Source organism: Ferrimonas aestuarii (assembly GCF_005116665.1).
Lineage (GTDB): Bacteria > Pseudomonadota > Gammaproteobacteria > Enterobacterales > Shewanellaceae > Ferrimonas > Ferrimonas aestuarii.
Genome location: NZ_SWCJ01000009.1, coordinates 21,360 through 47,256, shown reverse-complemented (window position 1 = coordinate 47,256; position 25,897 = coordinate 21,360). Strand labels below are relative to the sequence as shown.

Below are 25,897 nucleotides of genomic sequence, written 5' to 3'. Positions count from 1 at the left end.
CTAGCAGGTTGAACTGCATTTATCCAGAAACCGAGCAGGATATCCCACTCTTTTGCGATTTAGTTTGAGCTAGCTTCAATTTGACCCAGTGCCGATGCAATTTCACTGATGATCGATTGCAATCGTGTGGGTAGGGCTTGGTGACGCCGTTGAGCAAGATAGATGGGCTCAGCAATGGGGTTGGGGAGCCCGTGCACGCGAATGGCTTCTTGCTTGGCAAAACTGGACACCGCGAATTTAGGCAATACCGCGAATCCAAGCCCTTGGGCGACAGGCTCAAGAATCAGACTGATGTGGTTACAAAACCCACGCTTGATAAATTGGCTGAGCTGCTGGTATTCAGGGTAATTGGCGCCCAGTAAAAGGTTGGCTTGATGGGGGCCATCGGGATGATCAATGTAACCCAGCGTCATTAAGCTATCCCAAGTGGGTTCGGGAACGGTTGCGGGGGTAACCAAACACAGCGCCTCTTCACCAAAGGGTTGATAGGCCAGATCCGGCCGCTCACCAAGGCGAGTAACCAAGCCTAAGTCCAATTTTCTCGCCACCAGATCTCGTTCAACACCGGTATTGGGGGCAAAGCTGTATTCGATGCTGAGCTTAGGGTGCTTACTCTGCAAATTAAGCAATAGCGGGTACAGCTCCAGCCCCAAACTGCCTGGGCTGGCGATGCGCACCGGTCCGTTGAAGGGGTCGTCTGTGGACAGTTGCTGCTCAAGGCCGGCTAGCTCACCCAGAGTACGCTGCGCCTGCTGGTAGACCCGATGCCCAGCTTGAGTCAACTCAAAGCCTTTGCCGATGCGGTTTAGCAGTGGCTGCTTATAGTGTTGTTCCAGTTTGCGCACGTGTTGGCTCACACCCGGCTGAGTCATCGCCAACTTGTTTGCGGTTTGAGTAAAGTGACCGGTCTCCACTAAGGTGACGTAGGTCTGTAGCCAAGTCAGATTAACCATATAAAAAATAACTTTATGTAATTAAACCCATCATAAATGATAACTTACATCTATTCACTGCCTAAGTTCACGATGATACGATCGTAGAGTGAACTTACCGTTGAACGTTCCACTAGCGCGATTTTCGGCGGGGATGAAGGGCACTGCATCATATAGAGCCCAATACTTGCAGCTTGCTATCGACTGAGGTTTACTGCCAATCAGTGCAGTACCGCAAGGATGCGGGAGTTCTGTGAAAGATAACTCGATCTTTCTGGGTCTGATGGCTTAGAACGATCTGATGGAACAGAGTGGATGGGCGTCATGGATGCGCTAGAAAAAACAGAAGTAACCCAAGTGCTCGATCAACACGGTTGGTCTTTTCTTGGTGATTTTGGTGATGATGCCATGGTGGTTCAACCACCTAGTGGCCCTGCGGTGCAGTTGGGCCTGCATTGGGATGAGTCGCAAAATGTCGGCCACATCGAGTTAAGCCGCCCCTGGAGCGGTGATGAGATTCAGATGGTGGCGCTGAGAAACCGCTGTCCCAGCCTGCTGATCGATTGGCAACTTGAGCATCTAATTTGTGCGGCGGTGCTGGAGCAGCCGGCCGATCTTGATCACTGCGTTGCCAACCTAGTGGTGCTCAATGCCATGATCCAAGCGAGCATTGAGCTGCAGTAACTCCCGATGGTAACTACAGCAGCGGCGCAAACGTATAGAAAAACTGCTCTATTAATTTTTGCCAAACTGGTCGCTGCTTCCAGCGGACGCCATCAAGCTGATGAGACTGTTGTAAATAGCCATCGAGTAGCTGCTGCAAGCGCTGGCAAAATTCGGGTTCATCGATGGCCAATGACACTTCCGAGTTCAGCAGCAGGCTTCGAATATCCAAGTTAACCGTACCTATGATGCAGTGAGCGTCGTCTATCAGTAGCGACTTGGTGTGCAGCAAGCCACCGCTAAATCGATACAACTTCACCCCAGAGCGTAATAGTTCAGCAAAAAACGCGCGGCTGGCCCACTCCGCCATAAAGGAGTCATTTTTATCCGGTACCACCACTTTGACATCAACCCCGCTTTGCGCCGCGGTGCACAGTGCGTCCACCAGTTGTTCACTGGGCACGAAGTAGGGAGAGGTCAGTATGATGCTCTTGCGCGCGTGATAGATGTTCGACAGCAGCACTTGCTGTATTAAGTTTTCTGGCAGTCCTTGGCCGGATGGGATCACCTGCACCGAGTGGCCATTATCGCAACTGGCTCCCAGATCCTCTGGCAGGGGAGTTACCTCTTTTAGCAATGAGTCACCGGTTTCATATTGCCAGTCCCAGCACTGCTGTGCGTATAACGGCCACACCGCGGGGCCAGTCATTCTGACCATTACATCGATCCATTCGCCAACACCGGAGCTTTGCTTAAAGTGGCGACTGTCCACTAGATTCATCGAGCCGGTGTAAGCCACTTTTTGATCAATGACGATGATCTTGCGATGCTGGCGCAGATCCATTCGCCGTAAAAACATCCGCAATGGGTTTACGCCCAGTGCTTTTACCAGTTCGATGTCGGCGTCGTTGAATTTGGCTGGCCAGTTGCTGGCAAAAAAGTCGCGGCTGCCGGCACCGTCGAGTAGAACGCGTACCTGAACCCCTCGCGCTTGAGCATCGATTAGGGCCTCGGCAACTTCATCGGCAAGCCCTCCGGGGTGCCAAATATAGAACTCTAAATGAATCTGATCTTTGGCCTGTTCGATGTCGCGGATCAGACGTTTTAGAATGCCTTGGCAGTTTTCCAACAGCTCCATGGAGTTACCACAAAGGGCGGGGATACCAAGCCTTCGGATGCTGAGTTCGTGAATTGGCCGGGCGAGGGGACCTAATGGTGAGCCTGAACTGGACAGCTGTTGGTACCACTGGCGAAACTGCGGAGTCATCACCTTGACGCGTTTTCGACGGTTGCGGCCGATGTTGATCTCACCGAACAGCAGATACACGATCACCCCAAACAGAGGGATAATGTAGATAAGCAGTAGCCAAGCCAGCGACACGCCAAAGGGGCGTCGCTTGAGCACGATGCGCAGGGAAACGGCGGCGACGATTACCCAGTAGAAACCAACCAGCGCCAGAGTGAGCCAATGATAAAATGCGGTCATAGGTGACGAAATTGAATTAACCTAGATTCAATATACTCGCAAAGCCTTACTTATTCAGCTAGTTATTGCAGGTCACCCTCGGGTTTGTCATCGCACTGCTGCCAGTGGAAACTGGCCAGCAGTGGCAGATGATCCGAACTGTCCAGTTTTTCGAGCACCTGTGCAGAGTCGAGGTGCAATTGGCAGCTGTAGAAGATGTGATCCAGAGCCGAGCCCATAAATTGAGTCAGCTCCTGTGCATCGTCAAAGGTAACGGGCGAAAGACCTAAATCGTCAGTCAATGCTTGTAGCTGTGTCAGCCGGCTTTGTGACCAAGTATTGAAGTCGCCTAAGATCAGCATTGGCCCTTGATGGTGTTCAAGTGCTTGTCGCCACTGGGTCAGCTGAGTTTGGTAGTGGCTGTCGCGCACAAAGTTGATGGCATGCACATTGAGAACCAACAGCTCCTGATGATTATCCAGTGGAATCATGCTGATTAGTCCCGCCTTTGGGGTGCCGGTAACGGGTTCGGTCTCGGTAGAAAGTAGCAACTGATTACTGGAAACCGGGTTTCGCGTCAGGGTCATTAGCCCGGCATAACTGCTCTGGCCGTAATCCAAATTGGCACCAAACTGCCAGTGATAGCCGGGCACCTGCCACGGAAACCCCGCTAAATGCTGCATCTCTTGCAGAGCGGCGATTTGCGGCTGGAACTGCTTTTTCACTCGCTTAAGCTGTTGATACCACTCGTCATTGATCATCGGTTTATGGGCATTCCAGGATATTACGGTCAATGACTCTTTAACGCTTAATGGCTCTGAAGAGGCGTCCACCGTGCCTGCAAAGACTCTGGGCTTTTCTGGCGCACTGGGGCAACCGGTCAAGCTCAACAGGAGTGACGATAACAGCGCCAAGCGACAAAAGTGGGTGAGACATAGGTTCATAAGGATAAGTGTTGCTCAAGCGTGGAGTCAGACTACGATACCTGTATTAAACCTCAGTATCTTGGGAAAGTTCCCGAATCCTTGAGCTTATTCAAGCTTTAAGGGGATGGCCTTCTGTGCTTTCAGTCATAACGTAGGTGGTGTGGTCCAGTTTTAAATTCCCTAGTAAGTGTGGTTTGGGTGAATCCGAGAGACCGTTTAGGTGCCCGTTAAAAAGCATCGCCCCAGACAAACGGAGATCTCAGTAGGGCAATAGATGATGATTGCCGTCAAACTGATCCAGATAGGCTTGCCAACGTCTGCCTGCGCTGAAGTCCTTTGGGTAGATGGTGTAGATCATTAGCTTCGGTTCAGAGACAAAACTGGTGGCGCCGACGGTGTGCACCACGTGCATCTGCTGCTCGATCTCCTTTCCGGGAAACTGGGTCGTGGTGACAAAGCCGGTGACGTTCATCTGCTTGGAGCCGCGTTTGCGCCAGTCTTTGGGGAGGGAGGGCTCTTTTAAGATTCGTTGGAGCAATTTGATGGAGCAGGGGTCTTGGTACATCAGCACATCTTGTTGGAGCGTCAGTACCAGAGCGCAGATGGTGTCTTCCCAGCCGATGAGAAATGGCTTAAAGCCGCGATCAGTGAAGATAAGGTCAATCATATTGAATGATTCGGCATCGGCCACCAGCGGCGCGTAGTGGTGAACCATGGCCACAAAGGCACGATTGATCATCTTGGCGTTACCGCATTGGTCGATGATCATGGTGGGGTAGGGATCAAGCCCCTTAAGGGTGGCAATTAAGGATTGGGTGAGCCATTGGTGCTCGGGTGAGTTTGGACGAAGTTCAAAGCTTCTGGCGGCATAGCCTGCGGCGGCGAGGAGGTTATTGGTCTCCCGAATGTTAAGACTGAGTTCCTGCGCGACACGCTCGATGAGATCCGCACTGGGCAGTGATTTGCCCGTTTCCAAAAAACTAAAATGCCTCAGACTCGTATCAATTTTGTAGGCTAAGGCTTCCTGGCTAAGTCCACGAGTTTTACGCCAGAAACGAAGTAATCTACCGAAGGCACCTTGAGATATTTTCAGTGCGACTTTCTCCATCATTACTTCCTTTTATGCTTTGATGTCTCACGATAGAGCAAAACTGAGTAAATATTACCTTTCAGGTAATAGAAGCCAACATAACATCTTCCCATTATTAGTAAAGTCGATGGTCTATGGATAGAAGAGGTCGAATACATGGGTGTATTTATTACAGGTGGTACCGGTTTTATTGGGAAATATTTGCTGGCCAATTTAGCGCAGCGGGAAGGCGATATTTTTGTCTTAGTGCGGGAGGGCTCAGAAGCCAAGATTGGCGCGTTGTGTGAGCTGTTAAGAGTCGATGCCGACCGGTTTACCTTAGTAAAAGGTGACCTTACCGCACCGATGCTCGGGCTCAGTGCTGCAGATCAAGATAAGTTATACAACCGAGTGGATGAATTTATTCACAGTGCGGCGATTTACGATATTACCGCCAACGCTAAATCCAATGGCGATATTAATGTAGAGGGAACTCGTCAGGCGTTGGAATTAGCAAAAGTGCTCGGGGCTAAGTGTTTTAACCATTTAAGCTCAATCGCCGTTGCTGGCTTATATCCAGGCGTGTTTAATGAACAAATGTTCGAACAGGCTGAAGGCCTTGATATCAACCCCTATTTACGTACCAAACACGATTCCGAGGCATTAGTTCGCCAGCAAACGGAACTCCCTTACCGTATTTTTAGACCTTCCATGGTGGTTGGCCACTCGAAAACCGGTGAGATCGATAAGATTGATGGCCCCTATTACCTGTTTAAAACATTGCAGAAGCTGCGTGATATTCTTCCCAGCTGGATTCCCGCTCTCGGCATCCAAGGGGGCGAGTTTAATATGGTGCCGGTGGACTATGTTGCCGATGCCATCGACCACATTATTCATACCGAAGACACTCAAGGTCAGTGTTACCACCTGGTGGATAATCCAGGTACCAAGATGATTGAGGCGCTGGATGTGTTCAGCCGCGCCGCCCATGGTTCCCGTTTATCTGTTGGGGTAAGCCCCGGCGTGACCGGGTTTATCCCTGGGCCAATTCGTGCGGCCATCATGAACCTGCCTGCGGTTCAGCACCTTATTGAACAAACGCTTTCCAGTTTGAATATCCCCAAAGAAGCACTGGGCCTGTTGGATCTTAAGACGCGCTTTGATGATTCCAATACACGACGTGCGTTGGCGGGTACTGAAATCTCCGTGCCGCCGTTACGAGACTACGCCGGCGTGTTGTGGGACTTTTGGGAGCGAAACCTCGATCCTCAGCGCATGGGCAGTCAAACTCTGGAAGAGCATGTGGATGGCAAGGTGGTGCTGATTACTGGAGCCAGTTCCGGCATCGGTTTGTCTTTGGCCAATCGAGTGGCGGAAGCGGGTGCCAAGGTGATTTTGGTGGCCCGTGATGAAGATAACTTAGCCAAAGTGGAAGCCGAGCTGCTCGCCAAAGGCGCGGAAGTGGCTTACTACCCATGCGATCTTAACGATCTGGATGCCTGTGATAAGCTGATTGACGACGTCATTGCCGATCATGGTGGCATCGACGTGCTGGTGAATAACGCCGGGCGCTCCATTCGCCGCTCTCTGAAGTTAACCTATGAGCGTTTTCACGATTTTGAGCGCACCATGCAGCTGAACTACTTTGCTCCGGTGCGCCTGACGATGCGTGCCTTACCGAGCATGGTGGAGCGCGGCGGTGCACACGTGGTGAACATCTCAACCATCGCAGTGATGGCCGGTTACGCGCCTAAGTTTTCTGCCTACGTGGCATCGAAGTCGGCGCTGGATGCGTGGTCTCGCTCAGCAGGGGCAGAGTATCGTGAGCACAACGTCAGCTTTACCAACGTGCACATGCCTTTGGTGCGGACCCCGATGATTGAAGCCACCAAGATCTATAACTTTGCGCCAACGCTGAGCCCGGAAGAGGCGGTGGCGATGATCGAAGAGGCGCTACTTGAGCAACCCGCCGAGGTTAACACCGGCATGGGCAGTGCCATGCGTGCTGCCAGCATTTTAGCGCCTAAGCTCTATGAACTGCTGATGAGTACCACCTATAAGATGTTCCCAGATTCCGCTGCGGCTCAAGGGCTGCCGGAAGAGGAGGTCAAGCCGACTCCGGAGCAGGTGGCGCTTTCGGCGTTGATGTCCGGTAACTATCTATAAGCCAATCGGCTCAGTAAATAGGGGACGCGGCGGCTTCCCCTTTTTTATTGCGACAGCGCACCGAGAAGTAGCCCCTGCGTTTGCCATAATCTGGTCGGGTTATCCTCGGATACCTACCGATTTTTGGGCGATAAAACAAGCAATAAAGGTTACCTATCTAGGGGAATTGAATAAGATTTGTCGAAAAAGGTGTGCTAGGCTACGGCGGTCGTCACAATGGACTCAGGAAACTAGGAATGAAGATATTCAGCAACTTTGATAGCGGCAGCATTAACGTTGTTCAAGCAGAGCATCCGGATCAGATTAAGCTCAGCATTCCCAACGACAACTTGTCGGAGTTTTATCAGTGGTTTCATTTCCGCTTAGAAACCCAAGTGGGCCAATACCATAAAATTGAAATTGTTAATCTTGCCAAATCGGCGTATCCGGAAGGCTGGCAAGACTACAACGTGGTTGCCTCCTACGATAACCAGCAGTGGTTCCGCATTCCCGCTTCATTTGATGGCGATACCCTCACGTTCGAGATTGAGCCTGAAGCCGGTAGCATCCATTTCGCTTACTTTGCGCCTTATGGCATTGAACGTCACCGTCAGCTGTTGGCGCAAGCCCAGTCTCACCCTCTGTGTGAGCTGAAAACACTGGGCTATACCCACGATGGCAATGACGTGAGCTTGCTGCAAATTGGCACCCCAGAACCGGGCAAAAACCTGGTGTGGATCATTGCTCGCCAGCACCCAGGGGAGTCCATGGCCGAGTGGTTTGTCGAAGGCTTACTCAGCCGCCTGTTGGATGACAACGACACCGTAGGCCGCGCCTTGTTGGGTAACAGCGTGTTCTATGTGGTGCCTAATATGAACCCTGACGGTTCCATTCGCGGTCATCTGCGTACCAACGCCATTGGTGTTAACTTAAACCGTGAGTGGCAAACGCCATCGATGGAGCGCAGCCCAGAGGTTTACCTCGTGCGTGAGCAGATGCTGGCCACCGGGGTAGATATGTTCCTTGATATCCATGGGGATGAGGCCATCCCTTATAACTTCGTTGCTGGCAGTGAAGGCACTCCCTCCTACGACGCGTGTCGTAAGGAGTTGGAAGAGGCGTTCAAACAGGCGCTGTCCACCATCACCCCTGAGTTTCAGGATGAATATGGCTACGACAAAGATGAGCCAGGTAAAGCCAATCTGACCGTGGGTTCAAATTGGGTGGCGGAGCAATTTAACTGCCTGTCTTACACCGTTGAGATGCCATTTAAGGATCACAACTTCCAACCGGATGAAGATTACGGTTGGTCACCTGAGCGAAGCAGTCAATTTGGCCAAGATGTGTTGGCGGCAGTGCACGCGGTGATCGATAAGATCTAATGGATCTCATTCCGACTTGAGAGAGGCCGCGCTGTCTGCAGATAGCGCGGCTTTTTTATAGCTCAAGTTTATAGCGCAGAACGGTGAAGCCGAGATCTTGGTACTCTTTCTCAAATTCAAAGCCAAACTTCTCGATGATCGCTTTGGAAGCGAGGTTCTCTTTAACGACTTCGGCGATAAGATACGGCAGCTCAAAGTGCTGCTTTACGTACTCAAGCGTTGCTGCCATCGCTTCACTGGCCAATCCCTGCCCCCAGTATTCCGGCAGCATCCGGTAGCCAATATCAACATCATTGATACGAGGCTCCATCTTGATGCCGCAAAACCCGATCACCCGATTGTCGCCCTTGTGCACCATGGCCCAGCGGGCAAAACCGTGCTCTCTATAACCGGCTAACCACACGTTTTCGATTACCCACTTCGCTTTGTTGATGTCGGTCATCTGGCCAGCATCACCGGTATAACGGGTGACTTGTTCGTTGCCGGAGAACTCCAATACCGCTTGGGCATCGTCAAGAGAGAACTCTCGCAGTATCAAACGCTCGGTTTCGATGGGTAGGGGCATGAGTGACTCCATGATGGTAAAAGGAAAGCTTGTTTGAGCACGATACCATCCTGAATAAATATCTGGTCATTATTGCTTGCCTAAATCGTTTCACTCTTCGTTGCGAGACTTGTTGTTAGAGCCACTAGCATCGGCGTCTCGCGTCTTGATTGAAACGATTTATTCGGCGCACTAAATGGATCACTTACTTAATCAGGATGGTATAAGCCGTCAATAATGGCATAACCTATTGTTAATAAATATCAGAAACCATGTTGTTTTTTTAGTTTGGTTAGGCACAATGACCGCCGAAGCCCAATGGCTTCCAAATTAAGGTGCTGCTGCCAAGGGGATGGTTCCCATGGGCAGTGGGTAACAGGGAATGCGGTGAGAATCCGCAACTGTACTCGCAACTGTAATCAGAGCGACGTCGTCAAAACCACCGGGAAACTGGGAAGGGACGGCGTTGGGATGCTGAAAGTCAGGAGACCTACCTTAGTTTGTTGATTCGACTCAAGCGGGTTACTTGAGCAGAACGTCTGACTGAAATCAAAATAGGCTGTAAAGCCATTGGCCGTAAGTTAGTCAATCTCTGTTGTTGGCACCTTTGTGCTTTCCTCCCTTTCGGGAGCTTTCCCGCGCTTTTTATTACTCAATACAAAAATAAAGGATCGTCATGAGTATAAAAACGCGTCTGGCCGTTGCCATTGCAGCGGCGATTCCAACCCTATCCAACTCTGCCTTTGCGTCTACCTCAGTGGATGAGGTGATTGTTGTTACCCCTAATCGCATGCCCCTGAGCATCGAACAATCGCTCTCTGTGGTGCATTTAATCGAGCGTGACCAAATTGAGCAGATGAACCCGAAATCGGTGGTGGATCTATTGGAAACCTTGCCTGGGGTGTCGGTAACGCGAAACGGCGGCCCAGCGCAATCGGCCAGCGTCAGCATTCGCGGCTCTAGCTCCGATCACGTATTGCTGTTGATTGACGGCGTTCGAACGGGGTCGGCGACCTTAGGCAGCGCCAGTTTCTCAGCGTTGAGCCCAGAGATGATCGAGCGCATCGAGGTGGTGAATGGGCCGAGGGCGGCGCTGTGGGGGAGTGATGCCATCGGTGGCGTGATTCAGATCTTCACCCGCCGGTTGACGTCGGGTCAAGGTGTGGTGACCGGCGAGATCGGCAGCGATAGCTATGCCCGTGGAAGCGGCGCATTGGGGCTTGCCCACGGCGCAGGTCAGTCCTCTGTCTCTCTGTCTTGGGAGCAAAGCGATGGCTTTGACGTTCGTCGCGATGGGGAAGCGGACGATGATGGCTATGAGCGCCTTGGTGTGGGACTGGTCGGTGAGCAGCCGTTGTCGGCTCAGTGGCGAGCGTTTTGGGTGGGGCAGTTGAGTCAAGGCGATTATGACTACGACAACAGTGCGCCCTACGCCAATCGAGCGGACTACAGCAACCATTTGTGGCAGCTTGGTCTGGATTATCAAGGCAGTGAGCAGTACAGCGAGCTTAAGTTTGGCCAGATGCGCGACAGCAATCGCAATTTCCGTGACGGCGTTGCTGGCAAAAGCCTGTATGAGACGCGCCGAGACCAGGTTAGCTGGCAACACGGTTTTCAAACCGGCAACCTAGATGTGACTGGCGGCCTTGATTACACCAAGGAGTCGGTTGCTGGGAGCTATGAGCAAGATGAGCGCGATATCTGGGCGGCTTACCTTGCAGGTCGCTATGAGCATGAGCGCTGGACTGCCGAAGCAGCGCTGCGCTTTGATGAGGTAGAAAGCCTTGATAATGAAACCTCTTATCAGCTGAGCACCGCGTACAACTTTACCTCCAGTTGGCAATTGGCATTGGGGTACGCCACCGGCTTTAAGGTGCCAACCTTTAATGATCTCTATTGGCCAAACCTAGGCAACCCGGCTTTGCAGGCTGAGACATCCGAAAACTGGGAACTGACCTTAAGTTATCAAGGGGATAACCTTAGCGCCTACATCAGCGGGTTTGATAATGAGGTCGATAACCTTATCGACTGGGCAAAGACCGGTGAAAAAGATGAATTTGGTTGGGACATCTATAAGCCAAGCAATGTGCATCGAGCGGATCTTCAGGGAGTTGAACTGGGCGCTGAAATTGGTTTTTGGGGGCTTGAGCACCAGCTTGCTTACACCTACCTAAATGCCGAGGATCATCAAGGGAATGAGCTTGAAGGGCGCAGCGAACATCAACTGGATTATGGTGTGAGTTACCGAGTCGACCAATTGGATCTGCGAATGGACTATCGCTATCAAGGCAAGCGCAGTGAGGGCGATACCAACTTTGATGGCCAAACCGATTATCTGGCACCCTATCATAACCTTGATTTAAGTGTTGGTTATCAGCTGCATACTCACTGGCAACTGCGGTTAAAACTCAATAACCTGTTGGATGAAGAGTTGATCAGCAATGGCAACTACTTAGGGCCTGATACCCAGTGGTTTGTTAGCTTAAGTTATCGAAATTTCTAAGTAGCTTGGAATAGGAGAGAGCCCGTGAAAAAGGCAAGTTTGCCACTGGTATGGTTGAGCATTCTGGTGTCGGTGGCGGCGATGGCACAGCCTGCGCCCCAGAGATTGGCGGTGCTCTCTCCTCATTCGGTAGAGATGGTGTATGCCGTAGGCGCCGGCGAGCGAATCATTGCTACGGTGGAGTACGCCGACTTCCCTGAGTCGGCCAAACAGATCCCTCGGGTGGGCAGCTACAATGCGATCAATTTAGAGGCATTGCTGGCCTTTGAGCCCGATCTGGTACTGCTCAGTTACCAAGATACCAATGCGTTGATTTTGGAGCAGATCAAAGGTCTTGGTTTGCCGGTGGAGGACACCAGTGTCAGCAAAATTGACGGGGTGGCAACCCGTCTGCGGGAATTGGGGCAACGCTTGGGGGTGGCCGAGAAAGCCAGTCAAGCGGCAGATGACTTTGAAGCCAAGCTGGCAAAGGTACGCCAGCAATATCAGGGCCGCGCTGAGGTTAAGGTGTTCTACCAGATCTGGCCTGCGCCGTTAACCACGGTTTCAGATGGCTGGATGAGCCAGGTGATCGCCGATTGCGGCGGCATCAATGTGTTTAATGACAATCCGGCCAGCTATCCACAGGTATCGCAAGAGCAGGTGATCTTAACCATGCCGGAGGTGATCCTAAAACCTCATTACCATGGCGCCGCCAAAGAGGCCGGCCTGGATTGGAATCGATGGCCGGAAATCCCCGCAGTGAAACGCAATCAACAGCATTTTATCAATGGCGATTTGGTGCATCGTACCGGGCCTAGGTTGGTTGATGGCATGGAAGAGGTGTGTGAAGCCATCGATGCGGCGCGTCAGGCTAAAGCTCATTAAGTGGGGATGAAATAAGACCAAACAGAACAATTTACACATTCAATTCAATCGATTAGCTTTACCTAAAAATCAAGTGCTCACGCTGAATGGAATCAACAGCGCTGCAATAGAGAAAGGGAATTGAATGAAAATGTGGTTTAGGTTTTGGGTCAGCCCGATGGTCATTGGGCTGAGTTTGGTTGGTTGTAGTGTTAACCACGGTGAAGATCAGGTTACTCAAATACCAACCCCTGAGTTATCCTCTCAGCACTTTGGTGTTAAGCCGGACATGCCTACGCCAGAGGAGATTTTCGCGCTACCGCTTCATGAACAGACCCGCTTTCTTCGTTATTATCACGATGCATTGCAGCACCCGTCCTCACCTCAGCAAGGGCACCAAGCTCTGTTTCATTATCTAGAGCGGGATATGGGGCGCTTTGATTATCATCACGGTACCTTTACCGCTTCGCAAACCTTGTCTCAGCGCAATGGCAACTGTTTGAGCCTTGCGATTTTGACCACAGCCTATGCGAAGTTGGTGGCTTTAGACTACGAGTTCGTTAGTGTCACCAGCGCCCCTGTTTTTCTCAAAGGGGCGCGGTTTAGCGAAGTATCAACTCACGTGTTGACTCGCCTGTATCGGCCTGATGATGGAAGAAAATCCGATCAGGTGATGATTCGTAGAGCCAACATATTGATTGATTACTTTCCCACTCGAAGCTCAGAGGTTGATGGTCAGGTCTCAGAAGCGCAATTAATAGCAGGCTTTTTCGTTAATTGGTCCTCCTCTGCTTTGCAGCAGGAGCGTTTCGATGAGGCTGGTTGGTATGCCCTTGAGGCCTTAAATTACGATCCTCAGAACATACAGGCGCTTAATAATCTTGGGGTTACCTATCGTTATCTTGCTCAAGCACCACTGTCGGAAAAAGCGTATCAATACGGTTTAGCCATTGAGCCAGACAATTTGAAATTACTGTTTAATTACAGCCTGCTACTCAGAGCGCAAGGGCGAGAGCAACAGGCAAGGGCGGTTCGTTCGCGCATCGAGACATCCGCGGATTCAAGCCCGTTTGATTGGCTCTATTTGGCAGAGAGTAGTCTAAATCGAGGCCGTTATGAGGCGGCGATCCGCTACTTTGATAAAGTGATTGCGGTGGCACCCTATCTTCATCAAGCCCATGCGGGAATTGGCCGCGCTTATGCGTTAACTGGAAAGCCAAAACTGGCTGAGAAAGCCTTTGAAAGGGCGCTGATGAATACCCATGATAATGACAGCGAAGCGAAGTATCAGGCCAAGCTGTCGATTCTATCGGAGCGTTAGATCGCAAGCGCTTATTGAAGCAGCTGTTGCTGTTCTAGGTGTTGGCGCAGTAACTTGACGTTGTAACCGTTTATCACCGTGTCGCCGATGATCACTTTAGGAATCCCTTTTGAGTCGAGGGAGGCGTACAACTGGTCGATGTGAGCATCGCCCAGTTCGATGTCACGTTCGAGAAACGGCACGCTGTTTTCGGCCAAGAAGGCTTTGGTTTGCTTACAGTAAGGGCACCACTGCGTGGTATAGACGATCACTTTTTGATCGACATTCTGGTAGTGAGCGCTGCTGTCGATGGTGAAGGAGGCGGGCTCCTGCTGATACCAACTCCATGCGTAGTTGGCGCCATAGCCGATGCCCAATCCTAGGCAGATCATCAAGACAAGGCTAAATGCATCAAAGGCTTTTTGGCGAAGGGTTGTGGTGGTCATGGTTATCCTTAACTTTGTTTGGCAGCCATGCTGGCTGGTTTTTCACTATCTTGGCAAGGTAACAAAAACCGATTCTGCCCCCTAGGGGCATTCGCTCGGTGCTGGTTGAGAGATCCCCTATATTCATTGCCAGCGAAGAGGTTGTGGATGCGTAAACTGGGAGCTAGCTCCTAGACGACAATGGTGGGACTGGCCTAAAGTACTTGCCGTTATGAATCGGAATCGACACAGGGAGCTTAGGTGGTGAGAGCCGGTATCATTGTGTGCCTTGGAGTGCTGCTTTCCTTTGCCAGCTGGGGCCAACCTCAACTGTTTCAGAATCGATATTTAGAGCTGTTCTTTGAGCCTGATGGTTATCGGGTGATGGACACCTTTGTCAGCAAAGATGAGGTAGAGAAGTTAACGACAACTCTGGCCCAATTTGAGTGTCGAGAGATCCTGCTTCGTAACGTTCGCATGCGAGACATTCGCCCGTTGGCGATGCAGTTAAAGCAGTCGAATCTCAATTTCTACTTTGTGACCCGCCACCACGAGATAAAACAGATTCAGTTCTACTGAGCCAGATTTAACGTCACGGTTTTTAGTGACTGGAATCGATTGATCCAAGAATTCATCTCGAATTTGTCCTCAATCCAACCGCATTAACCCGGCGTTAACTTGCCCTAGGGTTATAGTCCCGACATCTTGATAAAATTAGGGATGCACTAGGAATGAGGATTCGACCTCCTTATGGGGCCGTCGCACTGGCGGTGGCGGCGTCGCTGCTAGCCGGCTGCCAATCATTGACGGCGATTGATCATCAGCAGCAGATGGACAGCGCCTTATCGCAACTGCCCCAATGGCAAAGCGAGGCCAGCAGTGACTCAGAGGTGCTGTTAACGGAGTTGGTCAGTGACCCGCAGTTAACGGCGATTTTGCAGCAGGCGCAGCAGGCCAATCTTGGACTACAGCAAAGTCTGTTGTCGCTTCAGATTGTGTATGCTCAGCGGAAACAGACTCGCGGCAATCGTCTGCCCAGTGTCAGCGCCGGCGTGACAGCCAAAGACAGCGATGCGGGCACTGAGCATACGGCGGAGCTAACCGTCAGTTGGGAGCTGGATCTGTGGCAAAAGCTGGCGGATGCCGATACTGCCGCTAAGATGCAGATCGCCTCATCGGAAGCCAGTTGGCAGCAGGCGCAAGACCTGTTAGCCGCCAACGTAATTCGTGGTTATCTTGATTACGTTCAGCAGCAGCAACTGCTTAATATTGAGCAGGCTAGGCTGACCCTGTTAAAAAATAATGAAGCGGTGATCCTTGATCGTTATCGTGCGGGTCTTGGGGATCTCGAAGCGCTAGATAACGCCAAGTCCAACACCCAATCCACCCAAGCCACCATTGCCCGATATCAGCAGGCGCTAAGCAATAGCCGCCGGACTCTGGCGCAACTTACCGGGCAGAGTCAGCTCGAGCTGACACAAAGGGTGAATTTTCCAGAGGTCACCCTGCCTTTAGTGAGTCTACCTGAGCAGGACATGAGACGTCGTCCGGATCTGCAAAGTGCCTATTTCACCACGCAAGCCGCCTATTACGATGCCAAGGTCGCCTATAAGGCGATGCTGCCGTCACTGTCTTTGCAGGCGGCGTTAAACGATGGCAGTGACTCATTGCGAGATGCGCTATTTACCAGTCCGGCTTGGAGCTTACTCGGTCAGCTTACGGCTCCTTTGTATCAAGGAGGCAAATTGAAGGCAGCGGCGGAGATTGCTGAGCTGCAATCCGCTCAAAGTTACTGGAAATATCGAGAAGCGCTACTGGGGGCGGTGTTAGAGGTGGAGGCGGCTCTGGATAATGAGCGCAACCTCAAGCAAGAAGCCGAACACTTGCAATTGGCTTATGCCAGCGCCGAACGCAGTGCCGACAACTACCTCAATAAATATCGCAAAGGCTTAGTGAACATCGTCGACCTCATCAGCGTTCAGCAACAGCAGTTCAACCTGCAAAGCCAGCTGGTGCAGGCCAACTACAACCGTCTTGTTAATCGAATCGACTTAGGGCTTGCTCTGGGCCTAGGAGTAACCTCATGAAACCAAAAATGTTATCCGTTGTTGTCACTCTGGCCTGTGGCGTTGCCCTATTTGGTGCCGTCGCCTACAACGGCAGCCAGATGCAGGCGCAGGCCAAAGTGAGTGCTCCGAAACAGCAACCTGTGTATCCGGCCATTGAAGTGAAGCGGGTGCAACCGAGTCAATATGCTTCTTCCGTTGAGGGTTACGGTGAAGCCATGCCTCAGTATCAGTTGACTTTAGCGGCGCAGATAAGCGGTCAGGTGATGCAGCTCACCCCAGAGTTTGCCACCGGTAATCGGGTGAAACAGGGGCAACTATTGGCACGGATTGAGGACTCCAGCTACCAGCAGCAGGTCAGCGACGCTCAAAAAGCGGTTGCCGATGCCAAACTCGCACTACTGGAAGAGCAGCGACAAGGGGAGCAGGCCAAGCAGGAGTGGCGACGCTCGGGCTTGGAGGGAGAGCCTGATTCACCGCTGGTGCTTCGACAGCCGCAACTGGAGGCCGCCAAAGCGGCGTTAGAGCAAGCTCAGCGTCAACTGGCCAGTGCCAAGGTGGATCTGAGCAACACCGAGATCCGCGCCCCCTTTGATGCGGTGATCGTCAGCCGCGACATCCAACCGGGTACCTATCTGCAACAGGGTGGCAGTGTGGCCACGTTGTACAGTACCGAGGTCATGGAAGTGCGAATTCCACTGTCGGAGCAGCAGTGGTTTGCGCTGGGCCAGTTTCAATTGGGGAAACAGAATCTCGTGACCCTCACCAGTGGTGATGGCCATCGCAACTGGCAGGGCTATGCGGCTCGCATGGAGCAGCATCTTAGCTCTGACGACAGACAACGAGCCTTGATTGTGGCGGTGGATAAGCCCCTAGAGCAGAGTCAGCCACTGCATCCTGGCAGTTTTGTTACCGCCACCATTGCTGGCGCAAAGCAGTCCGGTTTGTGGCAACTGCCGGCAACGGCAATCTCTCAAGACAACACCCTATGGTTGGTCAATGAGCAGAACAGCATTACGCCGTTTGCAGCGCAAAAGGTCTTTGAAGATGCCCAGTGGGTTTATGTTAAGCCCGTTCCCGAGCATGAACTGGCCCAAGTGGTATTGCGGCCTTTAAACCACTACCTCTCAGGTATGATCATCAACCCAGTTGAGGAGCACAGATTATGAGCCCGAAGCAAAATGGCATCATCGCCTGGTTTGCGGGCAACTCGGTCGCCGCCAACTTGCTGTTGGTGGGGATCATCATTCTGGGTTTGATGTCCCTTAATAGCATTCGCAAAGAGGGGTTCCCATCTCTGGAGCCCAGTCATGTGACGGTATCGGTCAGCTATGACAGTGGTGATGCCAAGCAGGCGGAAGAGGGCATTGCCATTAAGATTGAAGATGCGCTGGAGACCGTTTCAGGCATTAAGCGCATCACCTCAACGTCTAATGCCAATGGCTCCACAGTGGTGATTGAAAAGACCTCCACCTACGATCTGGACACCTTACTGACGGACGTAAAAACCAAGGTGGATGCCATCTACAACTTTCCTGCTGATGCTGAGAACCCGGTGATCGAAAAGGCTCGTTTTCAAGAGCACGCCATTAACGTTCAGTTCTATGGGGATACGGATCGCAGCACCTTGCAAGCGCTGGCTGAGCAGATGAAAGTGGAGTTGCTGGCGCAGAACAACATCCGAGAAGTGGTGTTTCAGGGAAAAGCGGAGCCGATGATCTCCATCGAGGTGGATGAAACTCGGTTGCAAGCCTACAACCTAACGCTGACCGACATCGCCAACGTGGTTAATGCCGAGTCAGGAACCGCCATTGGCACCAGCTTACGTAATGCCGACAAGGTGGTGCGTTTGAAGGCCGCTGAGCAGCGTTATCGGGTGGCGGACTTTGCCAATATTGTTCTGAAAAGCGGCAGCGATGGTTCTGTGGTTCGGTTGGGGGATGTGGCCAAGATTGAGCTTGGCTTTGAAGATGACCCCTTTGTGACCTCTCGGTTTGATGGGAAACCAGCGATTGCGTTAAAGCTGGTGATGGATGAGCACGGTGATGTCACCAGACTGGTGGATCAGGCCAACGCTGTGGTCGCAGACTGGCATCAGCGCGGCGCACTGCCGGATAACGTCGAACTGGTTACTTGGTACGATCAAAGTGGCTTTATTACCGACCGTTTATCCCTGTTGATGAAAAACGCCGTGACTGGCATCGCGCTGGTGTTTATTGTGTTGGCGCTGTTTCTTAATCTGCAGGTGGCGGTTTGGGTCGCCATGGGGCTGCCGTTTGTATTTTGTGGCACCCTCTACTTCCTTGGCGAAAACTGGATGGGGCTTAGTCTCAATGAAATGACCACCTTTGGCTTTATTATGGCGCTGGGGATCGTGGTGGATGATGCCGTGGTGGTGGGAGAGTCAATCTACTCCGAACGGCGCAAGTTTGGCGATACCCTAGACAGCACCATCAACGGCACCATGCGAGTGGCGGTACCCACCTTGTTTGGGGTACTCACCACGGTGGCGGCCTTTGTGGCACTGAGTAATGTGGCTGGCATCATGGGTAAGATTTTCGCTCAGTTTGCGGTGGTGGTGACCATCTGTTTGCTGCTGTCCATCGTTGAATCCAAGCTTATCTTGCCGAACCATTTAGCCCATTTGGATACTCACAAAAAAGTGCGTCCTGGGCTGCTTGGGCTGTGGAGCCGAATTCAGCATGGTTGTGATGCGGGTCTGCAGTGGTTTACTGAAAATGTGTATCGTCCCACCATTGGTTGGGCACTCAAGCTTCGCTACGCAGTGGTGCTGGGCTTTGTCACCCTGTTTGTTTTGGTCATTGGCATGCCGATGACGGGCAAGGTTAAAGTTGGCTTTTTCCCAGACATACCCGGAGAGGTGATCACCGCCAATGTGACCATGCAAACCGACGCTGGCTATGGCTTGATGGAAAACAACTTATTGGCGCTTCAGGCGCAGGCCTTGAAGGTTGATCAGGCGCTCAGCGATCAATATCAGGCAAGCCAAAGCAGCATGGCTGCGGTACAGCTGCTGGCAGAGAGTGACAGCAGTGGCACCATCACCATTGAGTTATCCAAAGACGCCGCCTATGGCAGTAATGAATTTGCTCGAAAGTGGCAGCAGCTGGCGGGTAACCCTGAAGGGGTTAAAAAACTCAGCTTTGAAACCAGCTTCGCCGGTCCCGATGACTTTAAAGTGGAACTGAAAGCCAGCGACCTGGAGATCTTGGCCCAGGTTGGCGCGGAGTTTCGTCAGGTGTTGGGGCAAACTCAAGGTGTCAGTGGCATCGACGATAACCTCAGCGCTAAGCAGCCTCAATTTCGTTTTGCGTTGACGCAACAGGGGCGGGCGTTAGGGTTTAGTACCTCGGATCTATCCCGCCAGATTTTGCAGCTGTTTGGTGGTGAGATTGTCCAGCGTTATCAACTGGGTAAAGATGAAGTCAAAGTGCGCATTCGTTACCCAGAGAAGCAGCGACAGACCCTATCGGACGTCAATGCCGCCAAGCTTCGAGCTCCCGATGGCCGTGTGGTTGCTTTGACCGATGTGGCGACCGTTACCCAAGAGATGGAGACCGCTGAGCGCACCCGAATCGGCGCCCAAAGTGCCATTTACGTCAGCGCCAGTGTGGATAAAACCGTGATTGCCCCCAATGAATTGGTGGCACAGTTGCAGCGGGATCTGGTGCCTGAGCTTAAAGCGAAATACCCAAGCTTGAAAATTCACTTTGCGGGTGAAGCGGAAGAGCAGCAGGAATCCAGCGATTCCATGATAGAGATGTTTGTGATGGCGCTACTGGCGATCTACATTTTGCTGGCGGTGCCCCTGCGTTCCTACATACAGCCCATGTTGATCATGACTGCCATCCCCTTTGGCATTGTCGGCGCTATTTTGGGGCATTGGACCCATGATTTGACCGTGAGCATTCTGTCGTTAAACGGCATCTTGGCCCTTAGCGGTGTGGTGGTGAACGACAGTTTATTGCTGGTCTCACGATACAATGAACTGCGCAAGCAGCTCGCGGTTCCAGGGGCGATCTCACAGGCCTGTACTGGTCGTCTTCGGGCGGTGCTGCTCACTTCAATCACCACCTTTGTTGGCTTGTTACCGCTGCTGGGTGAAACGTCCATGCAGGCGCAATTCCTAAGACCTGCGGCGGCGTCGTTGGCCTATGGTATTTTGTTTGCCACTGTGATTACCTTGGTACTTATTCCGGCCTTGCTGATGATTCAAGAGGAGCTGAAAGCCCTTTTGAAACGGCTGTGGCCATCTTCAGACTCGATGGTGGAGAACGAACAGCGTGTTAACCCTATTGGTGGTTGAGGACGATATTGACCTCGCCACGTCATTGATAGATTACCTAGAGTTGGAGTCAATACAGTGCGACCACGCCGCTAATGGCGTGGCGGCACTCTCTCTGATTCAGGCCAATTCCTATGACGTCATTGTGCTGGATCTGAACCTGCCTAAGATGGATGGCATTCAGGTGTGTCAGTACATGCGCTCCGATGGCAACGATACGCCGGTACTGATGCTTACCGCCCGAGACAGTCTAGATGACAAGGTCAATGGCTTTGGGGCGGGTACCGACGATTATCTGGTGAAGCCATTTGCGATGGAGGAGCTGCTGGTTCGGGTATGCGCCTTATCCAAACGACGTAGCGGTCAGGCTACCACCATCTGTGCACAGGGCCTGAAACTGGATCTGGAGCGTAAAACCGCCGCGCGAGGTGAACGAATTCTTAAGCTTACGCCAACGGGGTTTAAGCTTCTGGAGGCCTTGATGCGTCAAAGCCCCAATGCCATCAGTCGCGAGGCGCTGCTGCAGCGGGTGTGGGGCGATGAAGCGCCAGACAGCAATAGCTTGAAAGTGCATCTGCACAAACTGCGTAAGCAGGTTGAGGTGGAGGGGCCGCTGATAAGAACCATTACCGGTTTCGGGTTTGCCTTAAGGGGAGAGGATGAAGCGATTTAATAGCCTTAGGGTTTACGTCATCACCGTGTTGTTCTTATTGGGCGTACTGGTGTCGGTTACTCTCTCCTCTGTGGCGATGAACTACTTCATTGGTGGCATGGATTTTATTCAAACCGGCACCATGATCGATACTGCGGAACTGTTGGAGGAGCAGGGCAAGCGTCGAGGTCAATTGATGGGGTTTTACATCAGTGATGATTGGGAGCAGATGCCGGCGGAGGTACAGCAGTTTCTGTCTAAGCCAAGCACACCCTATTTGCTCTACAAAGATTTTCAAAAAAATATCGTTTTTGACGGCCCAAGCCTTGGGGTGTTTGCGGTGATGGTACCTGGAGACGATGGCGTTACTCGCTATGTGTCGATGACGCTCAGGCCGGAGGATTATACCCCTGAGGAGAAAGACAAGGTAATGGTGTTTGGGCCAGATCCTTTCTGGGTGATTGTGGCCTTTGGATTTGGTGGTATCGCCTTGTTTGCCATGGTGATTTGGCTGCTGATTCGCCAGATCACCAAGCCCATGGTGGAGCTCAGTGACTGGGCGAAAGGGTTGGGGCCTGAGTCAGTAGAAAACAGCACACCAGATTTTCACTACCGAGAGCTCAATGGACTGGCAGGGATAATCAAAGGCAGTTTTGAGCAGGTTCAGCAGAGCGTTCAGCGAGAGCAGGAGTTTTTACGCCATGCCAGCCATGAACTGCGTACGCCAATTACGGTGATTCGGGCTAACAGCGCCGTGCTGGCGAAATTGACCACTGACCCGAATAGTAAGCAAGCGGTGGTGCAGCAGCGCATTGAACGGGCGGTTCGAACCATGAGCGATCTGACCGAGACGCTATTGTGGATGAGCCGAGACAAAGGGCGACAGGCCAATGAGCCGGTGCAGCTGGATCAATTTATAGAGCAGATTGCGCTGGAGCTGGATTACCTGAAAAAGCCAGGGGTTGAGGTCAGCATCAGCGTTGACCCAATCACCCTCAATTTGGCCAAGACTCCATGCCGTATTGCGCTGTCTAACCTGATTCGAAATGCCTATCAGCATACCGCCGAAGGGCAGGTCGCGATTGTGCAGTTGGGTAATGTGATTACCGTATCCAATGAGGTTAGTGAAGCCGGCGGCGCCGACTTAGGGTTTGGTCTGGGTTTGAAGCTGTGCCGAAAGCTGGTGGAGCAGTATGGTTGGCAGATGCAAGAGCACAGTTTACCGGATGCCCACCGAGTGGTGCTAAGTCTCATCCAGCGTTAAAGAAGCGGGCCCCAGAGGGCCCGCTTTTGTTATTGGGCGCGAAGCGCTCGGCGCAGAATTTTCCCCACGGCAGACTTGGGTAGGGCCTCCACGGCAATCAACTTTCGCGGAATCTTATAGCGTACTAGACGTTCTCGGCAAAACGCCTTAATGGCGGCCACGTCCAGCTCCTGCTCTGCCACCACATAAGCCAGCACTTTTTCGCCGCTAACGGCATCCGGCTCGCCCACAACCGCCGCTTCAATGATGCCGGGGTAGAGACCTAGCACCTCTTCGATCTCATTGGGGTAGACGTTCTGACCGGACACGATGATAAGATCTTTTTTACGATCAACGATGGAGACAAAGCCAGCATCGTCGATGGTGGCGATGTCGCCGGTTTTAAGCCAGCCGCCATCGAGCATCACGTTGTCGGTCTCCTCAGGTTGTTGCCAATAGCCTTGCATCACCTGAGGGCCGCGAATGCACAGCTCACCGGTTGCGCCTTTTGGCAGATCATTATCCAGATCATCCACCAGCTTCACTTCGGTATCGTTCAAGGGCAGGCCGATGCTGCCAAGCTTCTCTTGGCCCACCGGATTTAGACAGACTACCGGTGAGGTTTCCGATAGGCCGTAGCCTTCTGATACGGTACATCCTGTGGTTTGTTGCCAGATCTCGGCAGCGCCTTTTGTCAGTGCTGTGCCGCCGGAGATGGTCAATTTTAAGGCGCTGGTGTCCAATGCCTTAAAGCTGTCCAGACGACACAGGCCGATAAACAGGGTATTTAATCCAGCCATACCCGTGAATTTAAACGGCTTAATCTGCTCTACGAACCCAGGCAGATCGCGCGGGTTCGGGATAAGAACGTTATGACTCCCGCGCGCGAAAAATACGATCAAATTCACTGTAAACGCATAGATGTGATACAGGGGCAGCGGCACCACGAAGATCTCTTCGCCGGGGCGACAGGTATCCCCAAGTCGGGCCACCACTTGGTGGGCATTGGCAAGGAGATTCGCGTGGGACAGCATGGCCCCTTTGGCGATGCCGGTGGTGCCTCCGGTGTATTGTAGCGCCGCCAGATCCAGCCCCGTCAGTGTTACCGGATTGCGGGCGAGGGAGGCGCCTTGCGTTAAGGCATCCATAAAACGGATGCTGCAAGGCAGTTGGTCGTTGGTCGCGGATGGCTGGTGAAAATCGGTGGCGGCCGTGGTGATCACCGTTTTAATGTCGGTGTCGTCCAAAATACTGCCCACTTGCTCTGCAAGCGTATCAAGCACCACCAGCGCTTTGATGCCACTGTCACTCCACTGGTGGCGCATCTCCCTCGCGCTGTACAGTGGGTTAGTGTTAACCAAAACTAAGCCTGCTTGCAGGGCCGCGAAGGCGGCAATAGGGAACTGCAACAGATTGGGTAAACACAGGCCAATGCGATCGCCCGGCTGCAGCCCGGTACTTTTCAGGTAAGCGGCCAGGTTTTGAGTGTGCTGCTCAAACTCTTTGAAACTTAGGGTGATTCCTAGGGCACTGAATGCGGGTTTGTCGGCATAGGTGGCGCAAGTCTGGTGAAACATGGATACCAGATCATTGGCGTCGGTCAGTTCAATTCTTGGGTCATGCTGCATGGGCGAGGGGGTCTTTTAATCCTTAAAATAATCCCAGACACCTTAACGGTTGTACTGCATTCAGACAACCACAGAAAAACCGCAGTTTGAACCAGTCAGGCTTGTCCCTTACGCCTTTAGTAACCCTAGAGGCTGCCCTTAATGACGTTCGGGTCGTAACGGCGGATTAAGGACGTTACGAAACAGCAAGGGAAATCGCCTTAACCTTTGCCCTGAGCGGGTTGGCGACAGCAGCATGGTCTTAATGGCATCAAGGCTGTTTTCCACCTCCAGCGCCCAGCCAAGTTCATCCAGCGTGCGCAGTTTACCACGAGAGAGGAACTGCATTTTTCTATAATGGGCTAGGTTTTCGGCAACAATGCTGAGCCTGGTGGGGTCTTGCTCAATGGCACTAATAATCTGGGTACAAAAATCCCTCTCCTGTTGGGAGAGGGCGTAGTTCCGGGCCTTTTGACGTCGACCTCGAAATTGGGGGTGGTAGGGCATGAGCACACATCTCTAAATCGATTATTCATGTGCTTGATTACGGTAGTTAATGGAATCTGGTTTATGTGCTTACCTGATAAATAAAGCGGCACTTGGCCGCTTTGTATTGACGCCTATCGGCTGAGCAGTTCGGTGATCTGCCGATAATCATAGCGCTCGGCCAACTGTTTAGGAGTGTCTCCCTCGTAGGTTTCAAGTTCCAGATTGGCACCGCCATCGATAAAGGCTTTGGCCGCTTCAACACTGCCATGCCAGATGGCATCATGCAGCGGGGTGTAGCCGTTGTTTGGTCCTTGGGCATTGAGTACCAAAGGCGCGTTGGAGTCAGCCAGAAGTAGCTGAACGATCTCTGGGTGTCCCATGTATCCGGCTTTATGGAAGGCGATGGCGTTCATTGGGTAACCGGGTATGGTTTGATCAGCGCCGTGCTTGAGCAACAATTTGACGATATCGGTATAGCCCTCTCTTGCGGCCACCAGCAGCGGCGTATGCCAATCATTGGCCCCTGAATACACGGGACGACGCTGATTCACATCTTGCCCTTGCTGGAGTAGCTCTTCGATGATCGCGAGCTTTCGAGATTGAGATAGCGCTTTGTTTTCGATGGTGTTTAAGATTTTCTGCTTCGCCAACAACTGCTGTTGTTGAGCGCGCTTGCGCTCGAAGCGTGCCCGCAACTCCCCGTAAAGTTTGGCTTCGTGGGGCTCGACGTGTCGGTCCCAGCCCCCAACCATCTGCTGTGCGCTAACGCCTCGGTAGTTGGTTAGATCCAGATTCAGTTCTGGGTAACCAAACAGCGCATCGATGTTATCGCCCTTTGAATACCACGCGGCCACCATCAATGGTGACTGGCCTGAGCGTGGCGTCATTAAATTGATGAAGGCACCGTGATCCACCAGATAGGTGAGGATCTCGGTGTGATCCGTTTGGGCTGCGATGTGCAGTGGTGCGTTGCCCATGAGTCCATCTAAGCGATTCACGTCAGCACCGGCTTCAACTAGCGCTTTCACCTTGTTTAGGTCGCCTTTAATGACTGCTTGATGCAATGGCGGTAGTGCGTGGATTGGGTTGGATTGTTCAGCTACAGCTGGCAGGCTTGTGGCAGCTAATAGCGTAATAACCAGCGCAAGTCGCTTCATTGGTGATGCCTCTTATTATCTCTGGTAGACGGGAACTGGGACAGTGAGAGGCAAATTGTAAGGCACAGAAATGGCGCGGGTTAGATGGGCGATGCTTAATTGAGAATTAGGCAAATCTACGCAGAAAAGGGAGAGGTGAGCGAGCTTTAGGCCCGCTCAAGTTGACCCGTTAACTGG

Annotated in this window: 21 protein-coding genes and 1 riboswitch; of the genes, 12 read left to right on the top strand and 9 right to left on the bottom strand. The window is 52.2% G+C overall.

Annotated features, from left to right (window positions below):
* Positions 1-59: 59 nt before the first annotated feature.
* A complete protein-coding gene (locus FCL42_RS12590) occupies positions 60-953 on the bottom strand; it encodes a LysR family transcriptional regulator (protein ID WP_136863777.1) in 894 nt (297 codons plus the stop codon).
* Positions 954-1,247: 294 nt separating this feature from the next.
* Here FCL42_RS12590 and FCL42_RS12585 point away from each other — a divergent pair, with 294 nt between their 5' ends.
* Positions 1,248-1,616, top strand: coding sequence for a hypothetical protein (locus FCL42_RS12585; protein ID WP_136863776.1), 369 nt, complete (start codon positions 1,248-1,250; stop codon positions 1,614-1,616).
* A 13-nt stretch (positions 1,617-1,629) separates the two neighbouring features.
* Here the strand turns inward: FCL42_RS12585 and cls are convergent, their stop codons facing one another.
* From cls to FCL42_RS12570, 3 genes are all read right to left on the bottom strand, one after another.
* Positions 1,630-3,081: a cardiolipin synthase gene (cls, locus tag FCL42_RS12580; protein ID WP_136863775.1), complete on the bottom strand. Its 1,452-nt coding sequence runs from the start codon at positions 3,079-3,081 to the stop codon at positions 1,630-1,632.
* 62 nt (positions 3,082-3,143) lie between these two features.
* On the bottom strand, positions 3,144-4,004 hold the full coding sequence (locus FCL42_RS12575) for an endonuclease/exonuclease/phosphatase family protein (protein WP_136863774.1): 861 nt from the start codon (positions 4,002-4,004) through the stop codon (positions 3,144-3,146).
* 241 nt (positions 4,005-4,245) lie between these two features.
* Positions 4,246-5,094 (bottom strand): helix-turn-helix domain-containing protein, encoded by an 849-nt coding sequence (locus FCL42_RS12570; RefSeq protein ID WP_169308382.1) that lies wholly within the window; start codon positions 5,092-5,094, stop codon positions 4,246-4,248.
* 138 nt (positions 5,095-5,232) lie between these two features.
* On the opposite strand from FCL42_RS12570, the gene FCL42_RS12565 reads away from it, so the two are divergent.
* Together FCL42_RS12565 and FCL42_RS12560 are read left to right on the top strand one after the other, a co-directional pair.
* Complete coding sequence (locus FCL42_RS12565) at positions 5,233-7,221, top strand: SDR family oxidoreductase (RefSeq protein ID WP_136863772.1); 1,989 nt, start codon at positions 5,233-5,235, stop codon at positions 7,219-7,221.
* A 236-nt stretch (positions 7,222-7,457) separates the two neighbouring features.
* Positions 7,458-8,582, top strand: coding sequence for a M14 family metallopeptidase (locus FCL42_RS12560; protein WP_136863771.1), 1,125 nt, complete (start codon positions 7,458-7,460; stop codon positions 8,580-8,582).
* 55 nt (positions 8,583-8,637) lie between these two features.
* Here the strand turns inward: FCL42_RS12560 and FCL42_RS12555 are convergent, their stop codons facing one another.
* On the bottom strand, positions 8,638-9,147 hold the full coding sequence (locus tag FCL42_RS12555) for a GNAT family N-acetyltransferase (protein ID WP_136863770.1): 510 nt from the start codon (positions 9,145-9,147) through the stop codon (positions 8,638-8,640).
* A gap of 302 nt (positions 9,148-9,449) precedes the next feature.
* A riboswitch (cobalamin riboswitch) is annotated at positions 9,450-9,638 on the top strand.
* Positions 9,639-9,802: 164 nt separating this feature from the next.
* Between FCL42_RS12555 and FCL42_RS12550 the strand changes: the two genes are divergently transcribed.
* The 3 genes from FCL42_RS12550 (at position 9,803) to FCL42_RS12540 (ending at position 13,796) form a co-directional block, all read left to right on the top strand.
* Positions 9,803-11,629 carry a TonB-dependent receptor domain-containing protein gene (locus FCL42_RS12550; protein WP_136863769.1) on the top strand — a complete coding sequence of 609 codons (1,827 nt, stop codon included), beginning with the start codon at positions 9,803-9,805 and terminating at the stop codon, positions 11,627-11,629.
* A gap of 24 nt (positions 11,630-11,653) precedes the next feature.
* Positions 11,654-12,496, top strand: a complete 843-nt coding sequence (locus tag FCL42_RS12545) for a cobalamin-binding protein (protein WP_136863768.1) — start codon at positions 11,654-11,656, stop codon at positions 12,494-12,496.
* A 124-nt stretch (positions 12,497-12,620) separates the two neighbouring features.
* Complete coding sequence (locus FCL42_RS12540) at positions 12,621-13,796, top strand: tetratricopeptide repeat protein (protein WP_136863767.1); 1,176 nt, start codon at positions 12,621-12,623, stop codon at positions 13,794-13,796.
* A gap of 11 nt (positions 13,797-13,807) precedes the next feature.
* Here the strand turns inward: FCL42_RS12540 and FCL42_RS12535 are convergent, their stop codons facing one another.
* Positions 13,808-14,221, bottom strand: a complete 414-nt coding sequence (locus tag FCL42_RS12535; RefSeq protein ID WP_136863766.1) for a glutaredoxin family protein — start codon at positions 14,219-14,221, stop codon at positions 13,808-13,810.
* Between the two features lie 240 nt (positions 14,222-14,461).
* Here FCL42_RS12535 and FCL42_RS12530 point away from each other — a divergent pair, with 240 nt between their 5' ends.
* The 6 genes from FCL42_RS12530 (at position 14,462) to FCL42_RS12505 (ending at position 22,488) form a co-directional block, all read left to right on the top strand.
* Complete coding sequence (locus FCL42_RS12530; protein WP_136863765.1) at positions 14,462-14,779, top strand: hypothetical protein; 318 nt, start codon at positions 14,462-14,464, stop codon at positions 14,777-14,779.
* A gap of 152 nt (positions 14,780-14,931) precedes the next feature.
* Positions 14,932-16,287, top strand: coding sequence for a TolC family protein (locus FCL42_RS12525; protein WP_136863764.1), 1,356 nt, complete (start codon positions 14,932-14,934; stop codon positions 16,285-16,287).
* On the top strand, positions 16,284-17,435 hold the full coding sequence (locus tag FCL42_RS12520; RefSeq protein WP_136863763.1) for an efflux RND transporter periplasmic adaptor subunit: 1,152 nt from the start codon (positions 16,284-16,286) through the stop codon (positions 17,433-17,435). Before FCL42_RS12525 ends, FCL42_RS12520 begins: the two co-directional genes overlap by 4 nt.
* The gene (locus tag FCL42_RS12515) at positions 17,432-20,593 is read left to right on the top strand and encodes an efflux RND transporter permease subunit (RefSeq protein ID WP_136863762.1); all 3,162 of its coding nucleotides are present in this window, start codon (positions 17,432-17,434) and stop codon (positions 20,591-20,593) included. The genes FCL42_RS12520 and FCL42_RS12515 overlap by 4 nt, the downstream gene beginning before the upstream one ends.
* Entirely contained in the window at positions 20,571-21,245 is a 675-nt protein-coding gene (locus FCL42_RS12510) for a response regulator transcription factor (protein WP_136863761.1), read from the top strand. Before FCL42_RS12515 ends, FCL42_RS12510 begins: the two co-directional genes overlap by 23 nt.
* On the top strand, positions 21,232-22,488 hold the full coding sequence (locus tag FCL42_RS12505) for a sensor histidine kinase (protein WP_136863760.1): 1,257 nt from the start codon (positions 21,232-21,234) through the stop codon (positions 22,486-22,488). Before FCL42_RS12510 ends, FCL42_RS12505 begins: the two co-directional genes overlap by 14 nt.
* A gap of 29 nt (positions 22,489-22,517) precedes the next feature.
* Here FCL42_RS12505 and FCL42_RS12500 read toward each other — a convergent pair whose 3' ends face one another.
* The 3 genes from FCL42_RS12500 to FCL42_RS12490 form a co-directional block, all read right to left on the bottom strand.
* Positions 22,518-24,095: an AMP-binding protein gene (locus FCL42_RS12500; protein WP_136863759.1), complete on the bottom strand. Its 1,578-nt coding sequence runs from the start codon at positions 24,093-24,095 to the stop codon at positions 22,518-22,520.
* A gap of 138 nt (positions 24,096-24,233) precedes the next feature.
* A complete protein-coding gene (locus tag FCL42_RS12495; RefSeq protein ID WP_136863758.1) occupies positions 24,234-24,581 on the bottom strand; it encodes a hypothetical protein in 348 nt (115 codons plus the stop codon).
* A 113-nt stretch (positions 24,582-24,694) separates the two neighbouring features.
* Positions 24,695-25,720: an ankyrin repeat domain-containing protein gene (locus FCL42_RS12490; RefSeq protein ID WP_136863757.1), complete on the bottom strand. Its 1,026-nt coding sequence runs from the start codon at positions 25,718-25,720 to the stop codon at positions 24,695-24,697.
* Positions 25,721-25,897 lie beyond the last annotated feature (177 nt).